The organism is Microcoleus sp. CAWBG27, from assembly GCF_020883145.1.
GTDB lineage: Bacteria > Cyanobacteriota > Cyanobacteriia > Cyanobacteriales > Microcoleaceae > Microcoleus.
In genome coordinates this window covers 76,325-94,623 of the sequence record NZ_JAHREU010000002.1, presented here as the reverse complement: position 1 = coordinate 94,623, position 18,299 = coordinate 76,325, and the positions used below count along the sequence as shown (strand labels likewise).

The window sequence follows — 18,299 nt, the reverse complement described above, 5'->3', positions numbered from 1 at the left end:
GAAGGTCATTCGCGTCTATACAAACAAAACCCGCCTGCGCGGGTTGAAGAAACCGGGCGAGTAGAATTACGTTATTTTCTTTAATCAGCAGAGGCGGACATCGTTTGTATAGGCGCGAATTCTATTCGCCGTCTTATCTACAAACATAGTTTTACCTAACAGCAGGACTAATTACCGTAACACGGCGGCTGTCTACCAACATCGGCCAAAAACCGCGATCGCTCAATGCTTTTACCGCCGCAGTAGCAGCGTTTTGATCCGTTGTATAAGCAACGAATAAAAAGGGACGTTGGCCGTAGGAAGCTAAGCCTACTTGGGTACCCAATGCTTGCTTGACTTGGCCGGCTAATTCCGGTTGATTGAAGTAATCTACTAACACGGCATAACCGGGGCCGAGGGCTTGGGGATTGAACCCACTATTCCCAGTCTGGGGATTGGCGATTGGTTCTGAACCTGTTGCTGGCTGGGGGTTGTAGACTGGCAGGTTTTGGGGAAGTGCTGCTGCGGGCGATCGAACTACGTAAGCTTGCAATCCGACAACATCTTTGATGTATTTAACCCAATCGATCGCAATTTGCGAGTTACGAAACCCACCAACCCGCGTCACAGTATCGTTAATGTACCGACAAACTGTATTGTCATTATTTCCGGGAAAAGAGCGTTTTGCTTTTTCTTGCTGTTCCGGTGTTCGGGTAACAATCAACAGTAGATATTCGTCGGACTTCGGTGGTTCGCAGCTTGACTGAGCTTTAGCAGAACTCGCTAAAATTGTCAATGTCAAAATTGCGATCGAAGTAGCAGAAAATAGGGGAACAGACACAATAAAATTGTACAATTTTCCCCTAAATTTTCCTAACTCCGCTGTGGATTTTTTTGGTTGTTTATTCATGCTGTCTGTAGGGATGCGAGGGCATCGGGAATAGTTGCTGACGGTGCTTGAAATTCACCAGTCAGGACATATTCTAATCGCAGTTTCAACCAGGTAATGAACACTGGATCTGTGGAAACAATAGCTGCTGCTGGTTGAGGGCATTTCGCTTTAACTTCTGCCATTGCCGGTGCTTCCTGGAAAGCGGGTTGTTTGACCAACCAGAAGTCTATTTGTTTTTCTTGTTCGTGGTAGTTGCGAGTTCTTTCTTTAAACACTTCATCAAGGGCTTCTTCTTCTAGCAAAAAGCGTTGGCTGGCTAAAACGTAGTAGTAGGTTTGCATTTTTGTCGGTTGTTAAGGGTTGGTAGTTGGCGGTGAATGTCGCCTGTATCTGTGAGTTTTGTCGATTAAGGGTGAATTTGCCGAGTTGTGGCAGTTCGAGAACCTTAGACTATTGTGCCGTTTACTTTACCTTATTTGTTGTCATTTTGGGTAGGTGCAGCGCCAGTTATGTCTGAAAAATGATTGGTTTGAGGGAAGTTGGGGGAGTTGGAGATTATTTTTCTGGGGGTTGATTTTTGTGGAAAATTTAGGTGACAATAGTAAATTAGATATAGTTGCACGTTAAAGAATTACAAATTATTAAGGCAATCTTGGGCTGTCATACCGGATGAGGAGTGGTTTGCATATGGACAGTATTGCGATCGGTATTGCTTGGTGTGTCGCTTGGGGCGATCGGCGATCGCGCTACGGAGATTCGTTCCGTAAAGGGCGATCGCCCCTTGCGATCAACTTGTGCTATTTTATTATTTATACAAATTCCAAGTATTTTGACTTTCTCTAACCATTTCTTGCCGCAAATCCCAAGGTAGTAAAACTTCAACTTGTGAACCCAAGGCTCGCAACCATCTGACGACATAGTAGTCTGTAAGTCGGTACTTAACTTGGTAGTAAATATCGGTACTAGGACGAGACTGAAGTATATCTAAAAGAATCTGTCGATTGTCTGGGTTGGGAGTATATTGTTTGATTAATGTGGCGGCGCGATCGCAGTCTATGGCGGTAAAAGTATTGTGGATGGCGATTCCTTGCAGGTAGGATTGAGCAAAAGTGCGATCGAACCGCAATACCATCAGCGCTGTTTCTTTATAAAAATCGCAGCCCCAAGCTTCTTTTAACAAATCATTAACTGTTTTGGGAGTTGGCAGGTTATTTTCCCGATATTTTTCCCTTAACAATTGCGGTACGCGGGTATCTTGCCAATCTAGCCGTTCTATGCGTTTACAAATAATGCGATCGAGCCGATATTTGTACCAATTGATATCACCTTTCGGAGTGCTACCATAGCCGCACAAATATTTAGCTCGTTCCATAAAGTAAATGCAAACTGGATAGACGACACATTCTTTAATCAGATTTTGATGAGCGCTGCGATAGGTAAGCAGCAAAGGAGTAATGTTTCCCGAATCCCAAATTTCCTGCAATTCACTTTGAAATTGCTCGACAGCATCTTCGAGGGGACTGGATTCTGGTACTAAATAATCAACATATAAAAATACGCGATGATTATCTTCATCTCCTGCTGCTACAACTTGTTCAGCTAACAAAGGTAAACTAGGATCGAGAAAACTAAACATATCCAAATAAATCTGTGCTTTAGAATTCAAATCGCTCTCAAAATTGGAGCTTTCCGATCGATTAAAGATTGACGGGATTGTTTCTATTCGGCGATAATTCTTACTTCTGCCAGGAGCATCAGCGATTAGTTGCAGCCAATTCCGACTCACTAACAAATCGAAATCATTTTGCAGAGATTTGCGGACTTGAGCGAATAACTTTTCTGCCAAGAGTTCGTCTAAATCGCGATCGGAAATTGCGATCTGTTTTTGTAAAGATTGCCGCCACTCCTTTACAGACACATCCCATTTTATTAACCACTGTTGCGTTGTTTTGTTGGAAGCACAATTTTGGTCTGGATAGTTGGCAATATCTTCTTGCTTTTCATCTTTGTAATTCTCGCCAAAGAAAGCGGCGCGCCAATCAGCATAGGTAAAGGAATTTGCAAGGGCATTATATCCTTCGTCGCTGTAAAGCCAATTTAACAAAACCCATAACCGGATGGCGCGGGTGAGATTTTGCATTTGGTCGATCGAGCCGTTGGCTAACTGTTGTAAAATTTGGGGGTTGGGGGGATTGGGAAAGGTTGGGTGCACGGTGGTTTGAGGAATTGGTGTTGTGTTTTTATAGCCTAAGGGCGATCGGAAGCACCCCCTTCCGATAGAATGCCATAATCGGCGTGAAAGTTGAGCAAGACGGAGAGACAGGCTTTATGAGTACATCTGAGTTCGACAAGTACAAAGTTGACCACCTGTTTTTGCTGATTGGCGAGAACCCTTTGCCAAATTATGTGGCGGCGAGACTTTTGTTAAATCCAGGAGGTACACCCTACCTTGTGTATACGACTGCTACAGATAAGCCAGCCAAGCGTCTGCAAACAATATTGAGTAGCGAACCAATTGGTTTAAAGACAGCTCAACTTGTGCCGCTCAACGATGGCGAAGCCGATGCCTATCAGATTCAAAAGGCAATTCGCTCTAAGTTAGAAACTATCAAGGATGGAAAAATTGGATTGAATTATACGGGCGGTACGAAGGCGATGGCTGTACACGCTTACAGAGCAGTTTTGAGCAAAGAGCTTCCCCAGACTGTGTTTAGCTATCTTGACCCCCGTAGATTGGAGATGTGTATCGATCGAGAAAATGGCGCTCGCATTACTCTTAAAGTTAAACCAGAATTGCTGCAAGTCAAACTTGCAGAACTTTTTCAAATTCACGGTTTAGAGTTGAAAGCAGATCCTACACAAGAAGCCCATTTACCAGATTTAGCCGCAGCACTCGCCGAAGTCTTTAAGGATGAACATAAAGCAAAGCAATGGTTTGATTGGTACTATGGCATCTTCCGTGAAGAGGCACGTAAGAAGAAAAAAAATGGTGATTGCGGTGATTGGAAGAGCCAAACAGCTTTGCTAGAGTTAGCAATACCTCTGGAAAAATTACCTCAAGAAATATTGACAGCATTTCGTTCAAAAAATATTATATCTGATAATAAGCTGTCGTTAAAAGAAGTGCAAAATAAAAATATGTTCAGTAAATTAGAGCATTTTTGTGATTGGCTCGATGGTTTCTGGCTAGAGCATCATGTTTTGCAACAAGTCAAAAATATTGCCGATCGACATTCCATCAAGGACTATGGAGTTAATTTTAAAGTTCCTCTTACTGGAACTAGAGACGGATTTGAATTCGATGTGGCGTTTACACGAGGTTATCAGCTTTTCGCAATTTCTGTTTCAACAACTAGCAAAAGAGACTTATGTAAAGTAAAGCTGTTTGAAGCCTACTTACGGGCGCGGCAAATGGGTGGAGATGAGGCAAGAGTAGCTTTAATTTGCTGTACTAACGAACCTGATGGACTCAAAGCTGAACTAGCGGTACTAGATGACAAAAAGATAGCTGTATTTGGGCGGGACTATTTAATGGATTTATCGAGCAAAATTGAAGCATGGATTCAGCAAAACGATAAGGATGCAAGTGCAAAATGAGAAAATTTACTGTCACTGTACTAGACACCACTGGAATTCAACCGTACATTTTTGGGAGTAACCGCTTGCGCGAAAATATCGGTGCATCCTACCTAGTCTCTCAAGCAACGGACAACTGGGGGAGAAATGCTTTAGATACATTGAAAGAAAAAATAAAGCAAAAAATTTACGCTTTCGATCCTGAGAAACATCAACCAGAGGCAAAACCTTACATTGAAGATGATGAATTAGCTGCTGAATTAGTTTATGCAGGTGGTGGCAATACAGTATTGTTGTTTTCAGACAAGGAATATGCCGTGCAATTTACTCAAATTTTGAGCAAGCGAATCTTAGAAGAAGCACCAGGAATTAATCTTGTAGCTGTTCATCAAGAATTTGATTGGGATAGTCAATCTCTATATGATATCGTTCAGAATTTGATGAAAAATGACTTGGATTCCAAAAAGCGCAGCCGGATACCCTCTGCACCATTGCTGGGTTTGGGCGTGACTGCAACTTGTCGATCGACTCAGTTAGTTGCTGTAGGTGAAAGTGCAAAATTTGAAGATGATGAACCCTATCTTATTTCTAGAGAAATCCAGAAAAAACTGGACGCTGTTCCTTTAGCAAACCGTCAACTTCGAGAAAAATTACTCAACACTACTTCAGGAATTTACGAATTTCCCTTTAAAACTGACTACATGGGTCGTTCGGAAGGGGATTCCAGCTATGTTGCTGTGATTCATGCTGATGGCAATAGCATGGGAAAACGCTTTCAAAAATTTGGCGAAAAGCTGTCTAATCGCAACTACATCATCGCCATGCGTAAACTTTCCTACAGTGTTAATCAGGCTGGCATCAATGCACTCAAAAAAGTGGTAGAGGTACTGGTTAATTCCATTGATGTAGATACAGATGGGAAGAGAAAGGTAAAGGGACAGTTTGAAATAAGAGATAATTACTTACCATTTCGTCCTCTAGTTTATGGTGGTGATGATGTCACATTTGTTTGTGATGGACGCTTAGGGCTAGAATTGGCTGCAATTTATCTTGAAGCACTTGAAAACCAGCCCATTGCCGATGGTCTGCCTATCAAGGCTTGTGCTGGAATTTGTGTTGTTAAAACTCACTATCCCTTTGCACGAGCTTATCAACTAAGCGAAGATTTGTGCCGAAAAGCTAAAAGCTTTGTTAAAGATGAAAGGAAAGACTATGGTAAAGAAGATTTCTCAGCTTTGGATTGGCATTTGGCAGCCAGTGGCTTAATTGGGTCAATTTCTGAGATTCGCGATCGCGAATTTCAAGTACCAGCAGGTAGTTTGTCAATGCGACCTATTAGTTTGAAAAAAGAAATCGATAGCGATTGGCGTACTTGGCAAGGTTTCAGCAAAGTAGTCAAACACTTAAATGAAGATGAAGATTGGAAAAATCGTCGAAATAAGGTGATTGCCTTAAGAGATGTACTGCGTCAAGGAATTGAAGGAACGCAGAAGTTTCTCAAAAACTACAGAATCAAGGATGAGCAACTACCTCTTTTTCCAGAATTTGGCGGTCAAAATAAAAGTTTAGCTGAGAAAGGTTGGCTGAATGGAGTTTGTGGTTATTTTGATGCCATTGAAGCCATGGATTTTTATATCTCATTGAGGGAAGAATCAAATGCCGATTTACCGACTGAAAATAAAACTGCTGAGTGATACAACTTTTGGACGGGGAGATGGAGTCGCAGGTTTAATTGACCAAGAAGTGGAACACGATCCTTTTGGTTTTCCGTACTTGCGGGGACGTACTCTCAAGGGATTGCTGAGTGAAGAAGGCGATAACTTAATTGCAATGTTGACTAATCATCGCCCATCTTGGGAAAGAGTTGCTTGCGATTTGTTCGGTACATTGGGCAGTACCATAGGGACAACGGGCGCAGTTCATGTAGGTGATGCTTGTTTGCCAGAGGATTTACGTCAAGCAGTTGCTTTCCAGATTAAGGATGAAACTTTAACAAAAACAGAGGTACTTGATTCCCTAACAACTATCCGTCGTCAAACTTCTATAGACCCACATTCCGGTACACCCGATGAAGGTAGTTTGCGTTCATTTCGTGTAGTTTTGCGCGACCTTTGTTTCACTTCTGACTTGATTTTTGAGAAGATGCCAAGTGATGAGATGTTGTCACTTATAGCCGTAGGTTCCCTAGCACTTCGGCGCTTGGGTAGCGGACGCAATCGAGGTCGCGGTCATGTGCAATGTACGTTGCATGATGTAAACGGTGATGACATTACGCATCGCTACGCCAACTATTTTGGACAAGAAATTAAGGAGAAAGTTGCATGAAAGCAATTACTTTAACATTACATACTCAGCAACCAATCCTCGCTACTTCATTTCAAGGCGATCCCAACAGCGATGTATCATACTCTTACATTCCGGGTAGCATGATTCGCGGTGCAATTATTGGGCGTTACATGAGGCAGCATCACTTGTCAGAACTCGATCTAACCAATGAAGAAGTGAAGCGATTGTTCTTCGATGCCAACAGTACGCGCTACTTAAATGCTTATCTTTTGAGTCAGGAAAAGCAACGCACTCTTCCTTTGCCTTTATCTTGGTTCAAGGATAAGGATGCAGAACTTAAGGATAATTCGCCTATTACTGTCTATGATTTCAGTATTGAGAGAGGAGACAATCCAGAAACTCCAAAATCTGTTGGTGAATACTTCTGGAGAAAGGAACGGGGAGCGGTAAAATTATACAAAGACAAGCGACGGATTAATATTCATAATTTTCGCGATCGCCAAAAAGGACGTTCTACAGACAATCAAGGTGAACTCTTCCGCTACGACGCCCTAGATGCGGGACAAAAGTTTCAATCAGTAATCCTCTGCGAAGATAGAGACGCAATCACACTTCAGATGTTATTAGTCACCGAACCAAACATCTGGTTAGGAGGTTCCCAAAGTGCCGGATACGGACATACCAAGATTATCGACTTAAAAATTATTAATCATTGGGATGAAATTGGAATTCCAGCAGAAGAGCGTGAAAATGATGAAAATTTAAGCATTACACTTTTGAGCGATACACTTTTAAGGAATGAATGCGGTCAGCCTGTAGCCGATCCAATGTTAATTAAACAAGCTGTCGAGGAAGTGTTAAAAATCTCATTACCTGAAACTAGCAATATTTTTGCTGGTAGCACTTTAATTGGTGGATTTAACCGTAAATGGGGATTGCCTTTACCTCAAGTGCCAGCATTAGCAGCAGGAACTGCGATCGTTTTTGAAGGTATTGAGATTAATGAATCACAAATTAAACAACTTGAAGCTTATGGAATTGGAGAGAGAAGAGAAGATGGTTTTGGTCGAATTGCTATAAATGGGCTGAAAAAAGAACATTTTTTAGCTATTTTCCCAAGTTCATCTAATACATCTAGTTTGCCACCTTTGAAAGATGAAGTATCCCGCCTTTTAGCTGAACAGATGGCACAAAGATTGTTGGAGCAAAAACTAGAACAGGAACTTCAGAAACAAGTTGGATATTTAAGTTTGCAAGATGGTATTAGCAATAGTCAACTTTCTCGACTTCAGTCTGTCGCACAACAGGCACTTCCAACAGGTGACTGCAACTTGCTTTTATCTCTTCTAAATAACTTGCCATCTAATGCTCGCAATCAATTCGATCGCACAAAAATCGGCAATAAATCATTCAGACAACAACTAGACGAGTGGTTAGCTAATCCGGGAGATTGGATTAATGGAATCGAAGTAAAAATTGCTGATGTAGATCGAAGGTTTGATGACGATCGCGCTAGACAAGATAAGCTAGCCCAAAAGTATACGCTGCGGCTGATTATGGCGGTAGCGAAGAAGGCAACTAAGGAGAAAAAATAATGAATCAAGAACGCCTAAACCGCAATCAGCATCCGATCGCCAAACGCATCATTGTACGCGGCATCTTAATTTTAGATACGCCGACTTGCTTGGGAAGCGGTGATGCAGATAGTCCCACGGATTTAGCATTGTTACGAGATAGTGTTAGTGACTGTGCCCTTTTAACTGGTGCATCGATTACAGGTGCTTTGCGTAACTACTTGCGCGAGTGCGAACACGGGTATGGTGCAGGCGAACAAAATTGCGATCGGGCTACTACCCTATTCGGTGGAACTCGTCGCGATCCTGACGGCGAAAAAAGTCCATTAATTATCAATGATGCTATTAGCAGCAAGATTCCTGTTATAGAATTAAGAGATGGTGTGGCAATTGAATCGATAACAGGTACTGCAAAGAAAGGTCAAAAATACGATTTAGAACTGTTAGCAGCAGGAACCGAATTTCAGCTAGGCTTTGAGTTGTCGATAGAAAAAAATCTCAGTCAAAGTCAACAGCAAGCATTAATTAACTTGTTGGCATTAGTTTTACGAGGTTTAGAGCATGGCGACATCAGTATTGGTATGAAAAAGCGGCGCGGTTTTGGTAGCTGTCATGTCAAAAACTGGCAGGTTTGGAACTTTCACCTCGAAAATCCTGATGAGCGAATGGCATGGTTAAAGTTTGAACATTGGCATAGAGGTTTATTACCCGATCGCGAAACTTATTCATCAATTGCTACTGCTCTGGGAGTATCATTAGAGAATGAGAAGGATCAGCGCGATCGCTTCCTCATCCACGCCACATTCAACTTAGTAGGTTCACTCCTCATCCGTTCCGGTCAAGATTCGACAGGACGCGCACCCGATGTCGTACACTTGAAATCTCATCGACCTAACGAATCCGAGTCACAATCAATATTATCCGGTACAAGTTTAGCAGGAGTATTGCGTCACAGAGCAGAGCGTATTGTCAAAACATTTGGTAGTTGTTCGCCAATTGTCGATAAGTTATTTGGTTTTGTGGCTGGCAAGCAATCTCAAGCTAGTCGTTTGGTAGTTCACGAGAAAGTTATTAAAGATACAACCGACTTAGTACAAAATAGGATTGCTATCGACCGTTTTACAGGTGGTGCTTATCACGGCGCATTATTTGACGAACAACCTATATTTGGTGGTGATGAAACTCGTGTTTGTATCGAGCTAGAGTTACGGAATCCAAAGGATTATGAAATTGGATTGCTGTTACTCTTGCTGAAAGATTTGTGGACAAGCGATTTACCTGTTGGAGGTGAAAGCAGTATTGGGAGAGGACGTTTAAAAGGAATCAAGGCAGACTTAATACATCATCATCCACAAAATCCACAACAATGGGAAATTTCTGAGGAAAATGGAAACTTGCACGTTACCAATAAAGCTGACAAAGGGGGTTCGGGAGAATCAGTTAGAGAGACGCTACAAGGATTTGTCGAAGAATTGTTGGTACATTTAGGGAAGGAGGTAGAGGTATGAAGGATGCGATGGATTGTTCATCTCAAACTAAAGAATTCGTTAATGACGATGAGTTATGCAGTTGGCTAGAGGAGCAAGCGAAGTCTTATCAACTACCTTATTTGTTAGGTCATGCTGATGATGGGGTAATTTGGGGTCGTTTTGATGAGTTAAATAATTGGAAACTCACCACTGCTGAAAAGATATTTCACAAACCTAATTTTCATGTTTGCTTTCCCAAGCTACGGTTATTGACATTGCAACAATGTCGTGTATTTGGTGAAAATGGTGAAGTCTTCCTTTGGCAGAGTGGAGTGAAGTGGAAATGGCGTTTGATTGGTAAGTCAGAAGAGGATAAAATCACAGAAAGCCAAATTCTTTATGGAACGCAGGGAAAAGAGAGAGAAGGCTTTACCTTACTTTCTGATGGTTCTCAGGGACTCAGACACGCCGTACCATTAACAGGTATTACTTTTGATAAAGAAGGAAAAAAACGTCCAGTTCGTCTTCTAGTACATCACTACATTACTTGTGATGATACAGGTATAGCTCGGATATATCTCAGCCGTCTTGTTGATTTAAAAACTCAGAAAAACTAGAAATATTGAGGATTTACTATGGCTCCTAAACATTTGAGACAAATACCAGAAAATCGCCAGGCGATCGCCCCTTACAATTTTGTCGAACTACCCGATCGAGTGGTAGAAGTGACTGAAGATTATCTGCCCAAAAGCAACTGCTACGATCCAAAGCGTCACACTGGAAAAATTGACTGTACTTTAACTACTTCATCACCTCTATACATTCGCTGCGGATTAACGACAGAAGAATTTAAAGATGGCAAAGAAGCTAAAGACTTGCCAGACTTTTTCTACACCAATCCAACTGCTGAAACTCAACAGCCTGTCATTCCTGGTAGTAGCTTGCGCGGAATGCTACGAACGCTTGTTGAAATTATTAGTTTTAGCAAGATAGAGCGAGTATCGGATCGGCAACATTTTTTCTTTCGGGCCGTTGCTACTACTGAAAATGATGATTCTTTAGCTCAAGCATACAAGAAATATATAAATCCTCAAAAGGTCAAGGCTGGTTATCTAAAAAAAGAAGGCGATCGCTGGTTTGTTTGTCCAGCAAAATCTCTCAAAGGCGTTACATTTGCTTGGGTTAAAGAGGAAGATTTGTCAACTGTTGATTTTCCTAAATTAATCAAAATGGATGAGCCGGGATATTTACCTCAGCACATCCCCGTTAGCTTTAAGAATATCAATAAAAACAAGAATAACCGTTATTTCGCAGAGGATGTTAGCCCGCCTAATACTCATCCAATGAATAACGGGATGTTAGTCAGCAGCGGTAATATGAAACAAAGTGATGACTCTTCTAAGAAAACCACCCGCCGCAATCATTGTATAGTATTTCAGCAGAGTCCAAGTCCAAATAGATTAGAAATTGACCCTATTGCTGTTGAGCATTACTGCGATGCACTTACTGACTTTCAAAAGTCGAATCCCTTTGATAGTAATTTAGGAGTTTTACAAGATAGTTTGCCCATCTTTTACTGTCAGCCACAACCAAATGAAAAGGTTATAACTTTATTTGGTCACAGTCCTAATTTTCGCATTCCATATTCTCATCAAGGTGATGGAAAAGCTGCTTCAGCAGTTGATTTTATTCCTTATGGTTTAGGTAAGTCTGATAAAATAGACTTGGCTGATGCTATTTTTGGCTTTATCAAAGATAAGCAACTAGGAGAAGAACAAGCCCAAGCCCGTTCTGGGAGAGTATTTATCAGTGATGCAATTTGTAAACAAACTACCCGTGACGATATATGGTTAACTGACAACACAATCACACCTAAGATTCTTGCCAGTCCTAAACCAACTACTTTTCAACACTACTTAGTTCAAACCAGTCATGCTAAAAACGATTTGAAACACTATGCTAGTAAGCCAGATGAAGACACTATTATCAGGGGACACAAGCTCTACTGGCATAAAGGCTCATCTCCGACAATTAAACATGAAAATCCAGATGATGTTTCGGATACGCAAAAAACAGAAATTAAGCCAATCAAGCCTGGAGTTGATTTTCACTTCACTATTTACTTTGACAATTTGACTCATGTAGAACTTGGGGCGTTATTATGGGTGCTCGATCTTGCTAAAAATGAAAAATATCGCCTGTCATTAGGGATGGGAAAACCTTTGGGAATGGGAGCAGTCAAGATTGAGTCAAAATTGTATCTCAGCAAGCGCAACCGACGCTACAGTAGCTTATTCGACGGTCTTAATTGGGCAAGTGGCGAAGAGTTTGAAGACAACCTAGATTATCCAATACTTTTTGAAAATTATGTGCTAGAAAAGATTCGGCAGACTGGAAAGTTCAGAGATATTGAGCGTATTCAAATGCTTTTAGCAATGCTGAGTTGGCAAGATAGCCCTTCAGCAGATAAAACACGTTACATGGAAATTGAACGGCAACAACAACCATTAGACGGCGATCCGAATGAGTATAAAACTCGGCGCGTACTACCTACACCATTGCAGGTAATAGAGAAGCCCGGAGGCTCGCGCCCTGTTCGACGATCTCCCATAACTCCCCAAAACCAGGAATCACCCGGCATCGCTAATTCACCACCTGTCAACCTTCCTCAATCTGACCAAGTAAATACATTCTGTGATGGTCAAATTGTAGAAGCTATAGTTTTAGACATTGTGACCAAAGTTATAGACGGCAAAAAAAACAAAACTACGATTACCTATGAGGTCAACGGCTCAAAGCTTGGGAAGACAGAAGAACTTTATAAAAAGTCTATTTCATTGGCTATTGGAGATGTTGTCAAACTGAGAATTACAGAGGTAAAAAATGGCAATATCAAAAAATATGAGCGTCTGGAGTAGCACGATCGGGAGTAACTAGCAGCGATCGCCCTTTCCACTCCCCATCCCACCAAGGCCGATCGCACATCCCACACACTTGCAAAAAACGGCCAGTATCACAAAAAATTAATAGTCAGTCAAAATAGGAATAGATTGCATCCAGGAGCAAATTATGATCGCTATTCGTGAAGACTATCAAAAAATGACGGCTGAAGAATACCTAGAATGGGAAGCCAAGCAAGAATTTCGTCATGAATACATTGACGGAGAAATTTTAGCGATGACAGGAGGATCTCTACCTCATAATGACATTGCTCTTAACTTCTATACTGCACTAAGACCTCATGTTCGTCAGAGAGGCTGTCGAGTTAATGTGTCAGATGCGAAAGTTCAGGCGCGTAAAAATAGTCGCTATTTCTATCCTGATTTAGTTGTCAGTTGCGATCCCGATGATTTGAAAGCTCGCGACTTTATTCAACACCCGAAAGTTATTGTTGAGGTTCTTTCTCCGGGTACAGCCAATTACGATCGCACAAAAAAGCTCAAATATTATCGTCAGATTCCGAGTTTGCAAGAATACGTCTTAGTTGATTCAGAAGAAATAACCGTTGAAGTTTATCGTCGAGGAGAAGGTAAAATGTGGTTTTACTGTCAGTATGAAGCTGGAGAGCCGATCGCCCTAGCAAGTATTGAGTTTGAATGTGCGATCGACCTTGTGTATGAAGGCGTTACCTTTGAACAAGAGTTAGAGGCTGACTAATTCGCCTCAGCCACAACCTAAACAGAAGACATCGCTCAAATCTTCCTCAAGGCCCACCGATGAGTTTGTCTGATTCCCGTACCAGCAATTCATTGGCGATCGCCACATTGTTTTTATAAATTTCCAATCGGATCGCGTTCCGGTCTGAATATTGAAAAGTTACAATATACGTAATACCTCGATCGCGATCGGTGAAACGATATTGCGGTCTGCTTGTCGTACCCTTAACATCAAAACCTGTTAGGTTAATCTTACTACCATCTCGCTGGTTTTTAACGTAAAGGATGTAATAAGCCGGTTCCCACGCCCAAAAAGAAGCTTGCCATTTCGAGTTAGAAAATGTTCCCCGAATCGAAAACGGCCCCACGGTTATCGGACAGTTGTTTACCTCGTCGTCAGTGCCCTTGCTGGTATTTAAACTAGCTTGACACGGCTGGTTTGGTTTGTCTGCCCTTGCTGCAAATGATAGAGATAAAGCAAGCGGTAAAGTGCAAACTGTTGCCAAGGCGATCGCTCGAACTTTTATCATTAATTTCACCTCAGTTATTGGTGTTTATTCCAACGAGCTTAACTGCAACTCCTCAAAACCGTGCAGATTGTTGCACAATTTAATACAGCCCTATCTTATCAAAGGCGATCGCCCTTTCCCATGCTAAAATAGTCTAAGTACATTAGCTCACCTCAATTTGGGAGGTTATTATGCCCTTCAGCGCTGACAAAACCGTCAGTTCAGTTCTCAAAGAATTTCAAGTTACCTACACCGAATCTAATTTCATAGTAGAAACAGAGTTTCATGTCTCTGACTATTTTCGAGAAGATTTAGAATTTACAATGCGAGAGGGAGTGGTTGACAATTCTGAATTTGCAGTTTGTGAAAATTTGATTTATCCAGTTATCAAAGAAGTTTGGAAGCGCTATTATAGCGGATTTGTTTTGTGGAGTCATCAATCTCTCACCTATGACCAATATCTTTCTGGATTTCCTGAATATATTTTGGCTAAGCGTTCTTCATTAGGAAAAGTCGTGTTTGAACAACCTTACTTTCTGTTAGTTGAAGCGAAACAAGATAATTTTGAAAATGGATGGGTGCAGTGTTTGGCTGAAATGATTGCCGCACAGCGACTGAATGAAAATCTAGAGCAAGATGTGTTTGGGGTTGTCTCGAATGGAGGAGTATGGCAGTTTGGAAAATTGAAGTCCAATAGTTTTACTAAGAACAAACAGTCTTACTTAATTGACGATCTAAATCGACTATTTGCAACTATCAATTACGTGTTTCAACAGTGCGAATTGTTGCTGGATGCTGAAAATGCCGATCGCACTTAAAGCCGATCGCCCTTTCCCATGCTAAAATCAGCTCAATAAAATACGCAACCTCAATCTGGTAATTAGTTATGCCATTCAGCGCTTACAAAACCATCGATGCCGTTGTCAAAGAGTTTCAGATTAGCTACACCCAATCTAACTTTATTATTGAAACTGAATTCAACATCCCCAATTACTTCCGAGAAGACTTGGAAATAGTCATGCAAGATGGTGCAGCCGACTGTTCGGAATATGCCATTTGCGAAAATCTGATTTATCCTGTTTTAAAGGAAGTTTGGAAGCAATATCGCCAAAAATTTATCTTATGGAGTCACAAATCCTTAACCTATGACGAAAAGCTTTCAGGATTTCCAGAGTATATATTAGCGAAAAAGTCTCCGTTGGGAAATGTTGTGTTTGACAAACCTTACTTTTTGTTAATTGAAGCAAAACAGGATAATTTTGAGGCAGGATGGGCGCAGTGTATGGCTGAAATGATTGCCGCACAGCGACTGAATGAAAATCCAGAGCAAGATGTTTTTGGGATTGTCTCGAATGGTGGAGTATGGCAGTTTGGCAAACTCAAATCTAATGTTTTTACTCGCAATCAAAGGTTTTATACGATTCAAGAATTAGATAAACTTTTTGCCGCTATTAATTATGTGTTTCAACAGTGTGAATTGCTGCTGGATGCTGAAATAGCGAGTCAGAATTGAAAAGTAGTATAGCAATCCTCTCATCATTTTCATAATTATTGTAGGTTTTTTTAAGAACCCGGTTGCCCCGATAGATAGGTAGGGTGGTTTTATTGTCTGGACAGGAAATTTTAAACTACCAAAAGTATTGCTCAAAAGTCGGCTCGCACTTGGGCGAAGGTACGTAGTTGGGCTTGAGCCTCCTTTATAAGATTAGGAAAGAGGGCTAAAGCCCAACTACATACCTAAAATAGCAGAAATGACTTTACTATCCCAGGCGTCAAATAAAATATTATAAAGTCTCAAATTTGTGCAGTGATTCGCTTTCTCTACGATCGCCCCCGCCGCACCCATTCCACCAAAAGCGATCGCCCTTCACCTCCCATAAGGCTAGACTGGTCTAAGTTTTACCATAAAAATTTCTACCCCGTTCATGAACATCGCCTATCTAGTCAACCAATACCCCAAAGTCAGCCACAGCTTCGTCCGCAGAGAACTCCTGGCTGTCGAAACTTACGGCATCAAAGTCGGGCGTTACTCGATCCGATCCTGCGAATCCGAACTCGTAGACGGCGCAGACAAACAAGAACAAGAATTGACCAAAGTTATCCTAGGAGTTGGCGTACAGGGATTAGCGTTGGGCTTGCTCCGCACTGCCGCAACTAGACCAATTCGATTCCTCGAAGCTTTGCGGTTAATGTTCAAAGTTGGCTTACACTCAGAACGCGGGATTTTGCTGCATCTAGCTTATTTCGCAGAAGCTTGCGTTCTTTTAAACTGGTTCGCAGAATCCGGTACCACACACGTACACGCCCACTTCGGCACAAATTCCACAACTGTTGCAATGTTATGTCGCGTGCTGGGCGGCCCGACTTATAGCTTCACCGTTCACGGGCCTGAAGAATTTGATAAAGCTACACTTCTTTCCTTAGATGAAAAAATTAAACGATCGCACTTTGTAGCAGCAGTCAGTTCCTTCGGCAAAAGTCAGCTATTTCGGTGGTGCGATCGCGCTTATTGGTCAAAAATCAACGTCATACACTGCGGCGTCGATGCAGCATTTTTAGCCGCACCCCACGTTCCCATACCCGCAGCACCCCGCTTAGCCTGCATCGGGAGACTCAGCGAACAAAAAGGTCATTTGTTACTACTAGAAGCCGCCAGCAAGCTAGCTGTTCAAGGCTTGGAGTTTAAATTGGTATTTGTTGGAGACGGGCCGCTGCGAGCTGAAATTGAACAGCAGATTGTACAACTCAATCTGCAAAACTATATAGAAATTACCGGCTGGGCCAGTGGCGATCGAGTTCAGAAAGAGATTTTAGCTTCCCGCGCCATGGTATTGCCGAGTTTTGCTGAAGGTTTACCCGTCGTAATTATGGAAGCCCTCGCCCTCAATCGGCCCGTAATTAGTACCTATGTTGCTGGTATCCCGGAACTCGTAGAACCCGGTGTTTGCGGTTGGTTAGTTCCTCCCGGTTCCGTAGAAGCATTGGCTGTTGCTATGCGCGCGGCATTGGAAGCACCTTTGGAAAAGCTAGAAGAAATGGGGAAAATAGGAGCCGAACGGGTTGCTCAACAACATAATGTTGATATAGAAGCAAAGAAATTAGTCGCGCTATTTCAAGCATCTATTGAACAATCATCATAAAAATTGTTCGTAGTCAGGACTTTAGTCCTTAAAAAAGTTTGTAGTCAGGACTTTAGTCCTTAAAAAAGTTTGTAGTCAGGACTTTAGTCCTTATTGACTAAAATTTAGACAGAGGACTGAAGTCCTCACTACAAACCGAGGACTGAAGTCCTTACTACGAACTAGAGGACTGAAGTCCTTACTACGAACTTTTTAAGGAATTGGAACAGATTTCAACAACTTATCAACAATCGTCTTCGCCTTTCTTCCGCCCGCCGGAATCAACCGATGAGAAAGTACGTGCGGCGCTAAATCCTTCACATCATCCGGGGTAGCAAAATCCCGCCCTGAAATAAATGCCAACGCTTGAGATGCTCGGTACAAAGCCACCGCACCGCGAGGACTCACCCCTAGAGTAATCTCTTCATCCTGGCGAGTCGATCGCACCAAATCCACAATATACTGCTTCAAAGAGCCTTCCACCTGCACCAAAGCACACAAACGGCGCAATTCCTGCACCTCTTCCAACGAAATACAAGGCTGCAAATCCTCAACAGCAAAAGTATCAGACAGCCGTTGCAACATTTGCAACTCTTCCGACGCAGCGGGATAGCCCAACGTCAAAGACAAGGTAAACCGATCCATCTGCGCTTCCGGTAGCGGAAAAGTGCCTTGATATTCGATCGGGTTTTGAGTCGCAATCACAAAAAACGGCGCCGGAACATTCCGAGAAACTCCATCTACCGTCACCTGCTTTTCTTCCATCACTTCCAGCAAAGCCGACTGAGTGCGAGGCGTCGCCCGATTAATCTCATCTGCCAGCAAAACATTAGCAAAAACTGGGCCCGGCAAAAACTCAAACTTGCCGCTGCTAGGATTCCAAATATTAGTACCGGTGATATCGGTTGGCAACAAATCGGGAGTACACTGAATGCGTTGAAACTTCCCATCGATCGATCGCGCTAAAGACTTCGCTAACAGCGTTTTTCCGACACCAGGCACATCTTCCAGCAGCGCGTGTCCCCCGGAAAGCACGGCTACCAGCACTAAGCGAATAGCATCCGCTTTACCGACAATAGTTTTACCGAGATTTTGTTTTAGCCGCTCAATATGTTCTCTCATATCCCTGATTTTTAAGTAGAAGTCATCAGTCATTAGTCATTAGTCATCAGTCATTAGTCATCAGTCATTAGTCATTAGGCATTAATCATTAGTCAGTTGGTAGGGGCGGTGCCCCCG

Annotated in this window: 17 protein-coding genes; 12 read left to right on the top strand and 5 right to left on the bottom strand. The window is 42.2% G+C overall.

Going from position 1 to position 18,299, the window contains the following annotated elements:
• Positions 1-151: 151 nt before the first annotated feature.
• Together QZ938_RS01800 and QZ938_RS01795 are read right to left on the bottom strand one after the other, a co-directional pair.
• The gene (locus QZ938_RS01800) at positions 152-889 is read right to left on the bottom strand and encodes a hypothetical protein (RefSeq protein WP_293347073.1); all 738 of its coding nucleotides are present in this window, start codon (positions 887-889) and stop codon (positions 152-154) included.
• Entirely contained in the window at positions 886-1,212 is a 327-nt protein-coding gene (locus tag QZ938_RS01795; protein WP_293347070.1) for an MgPME-cyclase complex family protein, read from the bottom strand. The genes QZ938_RS01800 and QZ938_RS01795 overlap by 4 nt, the downstream gene beginning before the upstream one ends.
• 346 nt (positions 1,213-1,558) lie before the next feature.
• Here QZ938_RS01795 and QZ938_RS01790 point away from each other — a divergent pair, with 346 nt between their 5' ends.
• The gene (locus QZ938_RS01790; protein WP_293347067.1) at positions 1,559-1,714 is read left to right on the top strand and encodes a hypothetical protein; all 156 of its coding nucleotides are present in this window, start codon (positions 1,559-1,561) and stop codon (positions 1,712-1,714) included.
• Here QZ938_RS01790 and QZ938_RS01785 read toward each other — a convergent pair.
• Positions 1,677-3,083, bottom strand: coding sequence for a TIGR03985 family CRISPR-associated protein (locus QZ938_RS01785; RefSeq protein ID WP_293347064.1), 1,407 nt, complete (start codon positions 3,081-3,083; stop codon positions 1,677-1,679). The genes QZ938_RS01790 and QZ938_RS01785 overlap by 38 nt on opposite strands.
• A gap of 83 nt (positions 3,084-3,166) precedes the next feature.
• Here QZ938_RS01785 and QZ938_RS01780 point away from each other — a divergent pair, with 83 nt between their 5' ends.
• From QZ938_RS01780 to QZ938_RS01745, 8 genes are all read left to right on the top strand, one after another.
• Positions 3,167-4,468, top strand: a complete 1,302-nt coding sequence (locus QZ938_RS01780; RefSeq protein ID WP_293154610.1) for a DUF1887 domain-containing protein — start codon at positions 3,167-3,169, stop codon at positions 4,466-4,468.
• Entirely contained in the window at positions 4,465-6,141 is a 1,677-nt protein-coding gene (locus QZ938_RS01775) for a hypothetical protein (protein ID WP_293154613.1), read from the top strand. The genes QZ938_RS01780 and QZ938_RS01775 overlap by 4 nt, the downstream gene beginning before the upstream one ends.
• Entirely contained in the window at positions 6,104-6,772 is a 669-nt protein-coding gene (locus QZ938_RS01770; RefSeq protein WP_293154616.1) for an RAMP superfamily CRISPR-associated protein, read from the top strand. Before QZ938_RS01775 ends, QZ938_RS01770 begins: the two co-directional genes overlap by 38 nt.
• Positions 6,769-8,328, top strand: a complete 1,560-nt coding sequence (locus QZ938_RS01765) for a CRISPR-associated protein Csx10 (protein WP_293347061.1) — start codon at positions 6,769-6,771, stop codon at positions 8,326-8,328. Before QZ938_RS01770 ends, QZ938_RS01765 begins: the two co-directional genes overlap by 4 nt.
• Positions 8,328-9,815, top strand: coding sequence for an RAMP superfamily CRISPR-associated protein (locus tag QZ938_RS01760; protein ID WP_293347058.1), 1,488 nt, complete (start codon positions 8,328-8,330; stop codon positions 9,813-9,815). Before QZ938_RS01765 ends, QZ938_RS01760 begins: the two co-directional genes overlap by 1 nt.
• Positions 9,812-10,393: a CRISPR-associated protein Csx19 gene (gene csx19, locus QZ938_RS01755; RefSeq protein ID WP_293347055.1), complete on the top strand. Its 582-nt coding sequence runs from the start codon at positions 9,812-9,814 to the stop codon at positions 10,391-10,393. Before QZ938_RS01760 ends, csx19 begins: the two co-directional genes overlap by 4 nt.
• Positions 10,394-10,411: 18 nt before the next feature.
• On the top strand, positions 10,412-12,694 hold the full coding sequence (locus QZ938_RS01750; RefSeq protein WP_293347052.1) for a TIGR03986 family CRISPR-associated RAMP protein: 2,283 nt from the start codon (positions 10,412-10,414) through the stop codon (positions 12,692-12,694).
• 151 nt (positions 12,695-12,845) lie between these two features.
• Positions 12,846-13,433 (top strand): Uma2 family endonuclease, encoded by a 588-nt coding sequence (locus QZ938_RS01745; protein WP_293347049.1) that lies wholly within the window; start codon positions 12,846-12,848, stop codon positions 13,431-13,433.
• Between the two features lie 46 nt (positions 13,434-13,479).
• Here the strand turns inward: QZ938_RS01745 and QZ938_RS01740 are convergent, their stop codons facing one another.
• On the bottom strand, positions 13,480-13,962 hold the full coding sequence (locus QZ938_RS01740) for a hypothetical protein (RefSeq protein ID WP_293347046.1): 483 nt from the start codon (positions 13,960-13,962) through the stop codon (positions 13,480-13,482).
• 170 nt (positions 13,963-14,132) lie between these two features.
• On the opposite strand from QZ938_RS01740, the gene QZ938_RS01735 reads away from it, so the two are divergent.
• The 3 genes from QZ938_RS01735 (at position 14,133) to QZ938_RS01725 (ending at position 17,081) form a co-directional block, all read left to right on the top strand.
• On the top strand, positions 14,133-14,759 hold the full coding sequence (locus tag QZ938_RS01735) for a hypothetical protein (RefSeq protein ID WP_293347043.1): 627 nt from the start codon (positions 14,133-14,135) through the stop codon (positions 14,757-14,759).
• 68 nt (positions 14,760-14,827) lie between these two features.
• Positions 14,828-15,454 carry a hypothetical protein gene (locus tag QZ938_RS01730; RefSeq protein ID WP_293347040.1) on the top strand — a complete coding sequence of 209 codons (627 nt, stop codon included), beginning with the start codon at positions 14,828-14,830 and terminating at the stop codon, positions 15,452-15,454.
• 412 nt (positions 15,455-15,866) lie between these two features.
• A complete protein-coding gene (locus QZ938_RS01725; protein ID WP_293347037.1) occupies positions 15,867-17,081 on the top strand; it encodes a glycosyltransferase in 1,215 nt (404 codons plus the stop codon).
• Positions 17,082-17,273: 192 nt separating this feature from the next.
• Here QZ938_RS01725 and QZ938_RS01720 read toward each other — a convergent pair whose 3' ends face one another.
• Complete coding sequence (locus QZ938_RS01720; protein WP_293347034.1) at positions 17,274-18,182, bottom strand: MoxR family ATPase; 909 nt, start codon at positions 18,180-18,182, stop codon at positions 17,274-17,276.
• Positions 18,183-18,299: the final 117 nt, after the last annotated feature.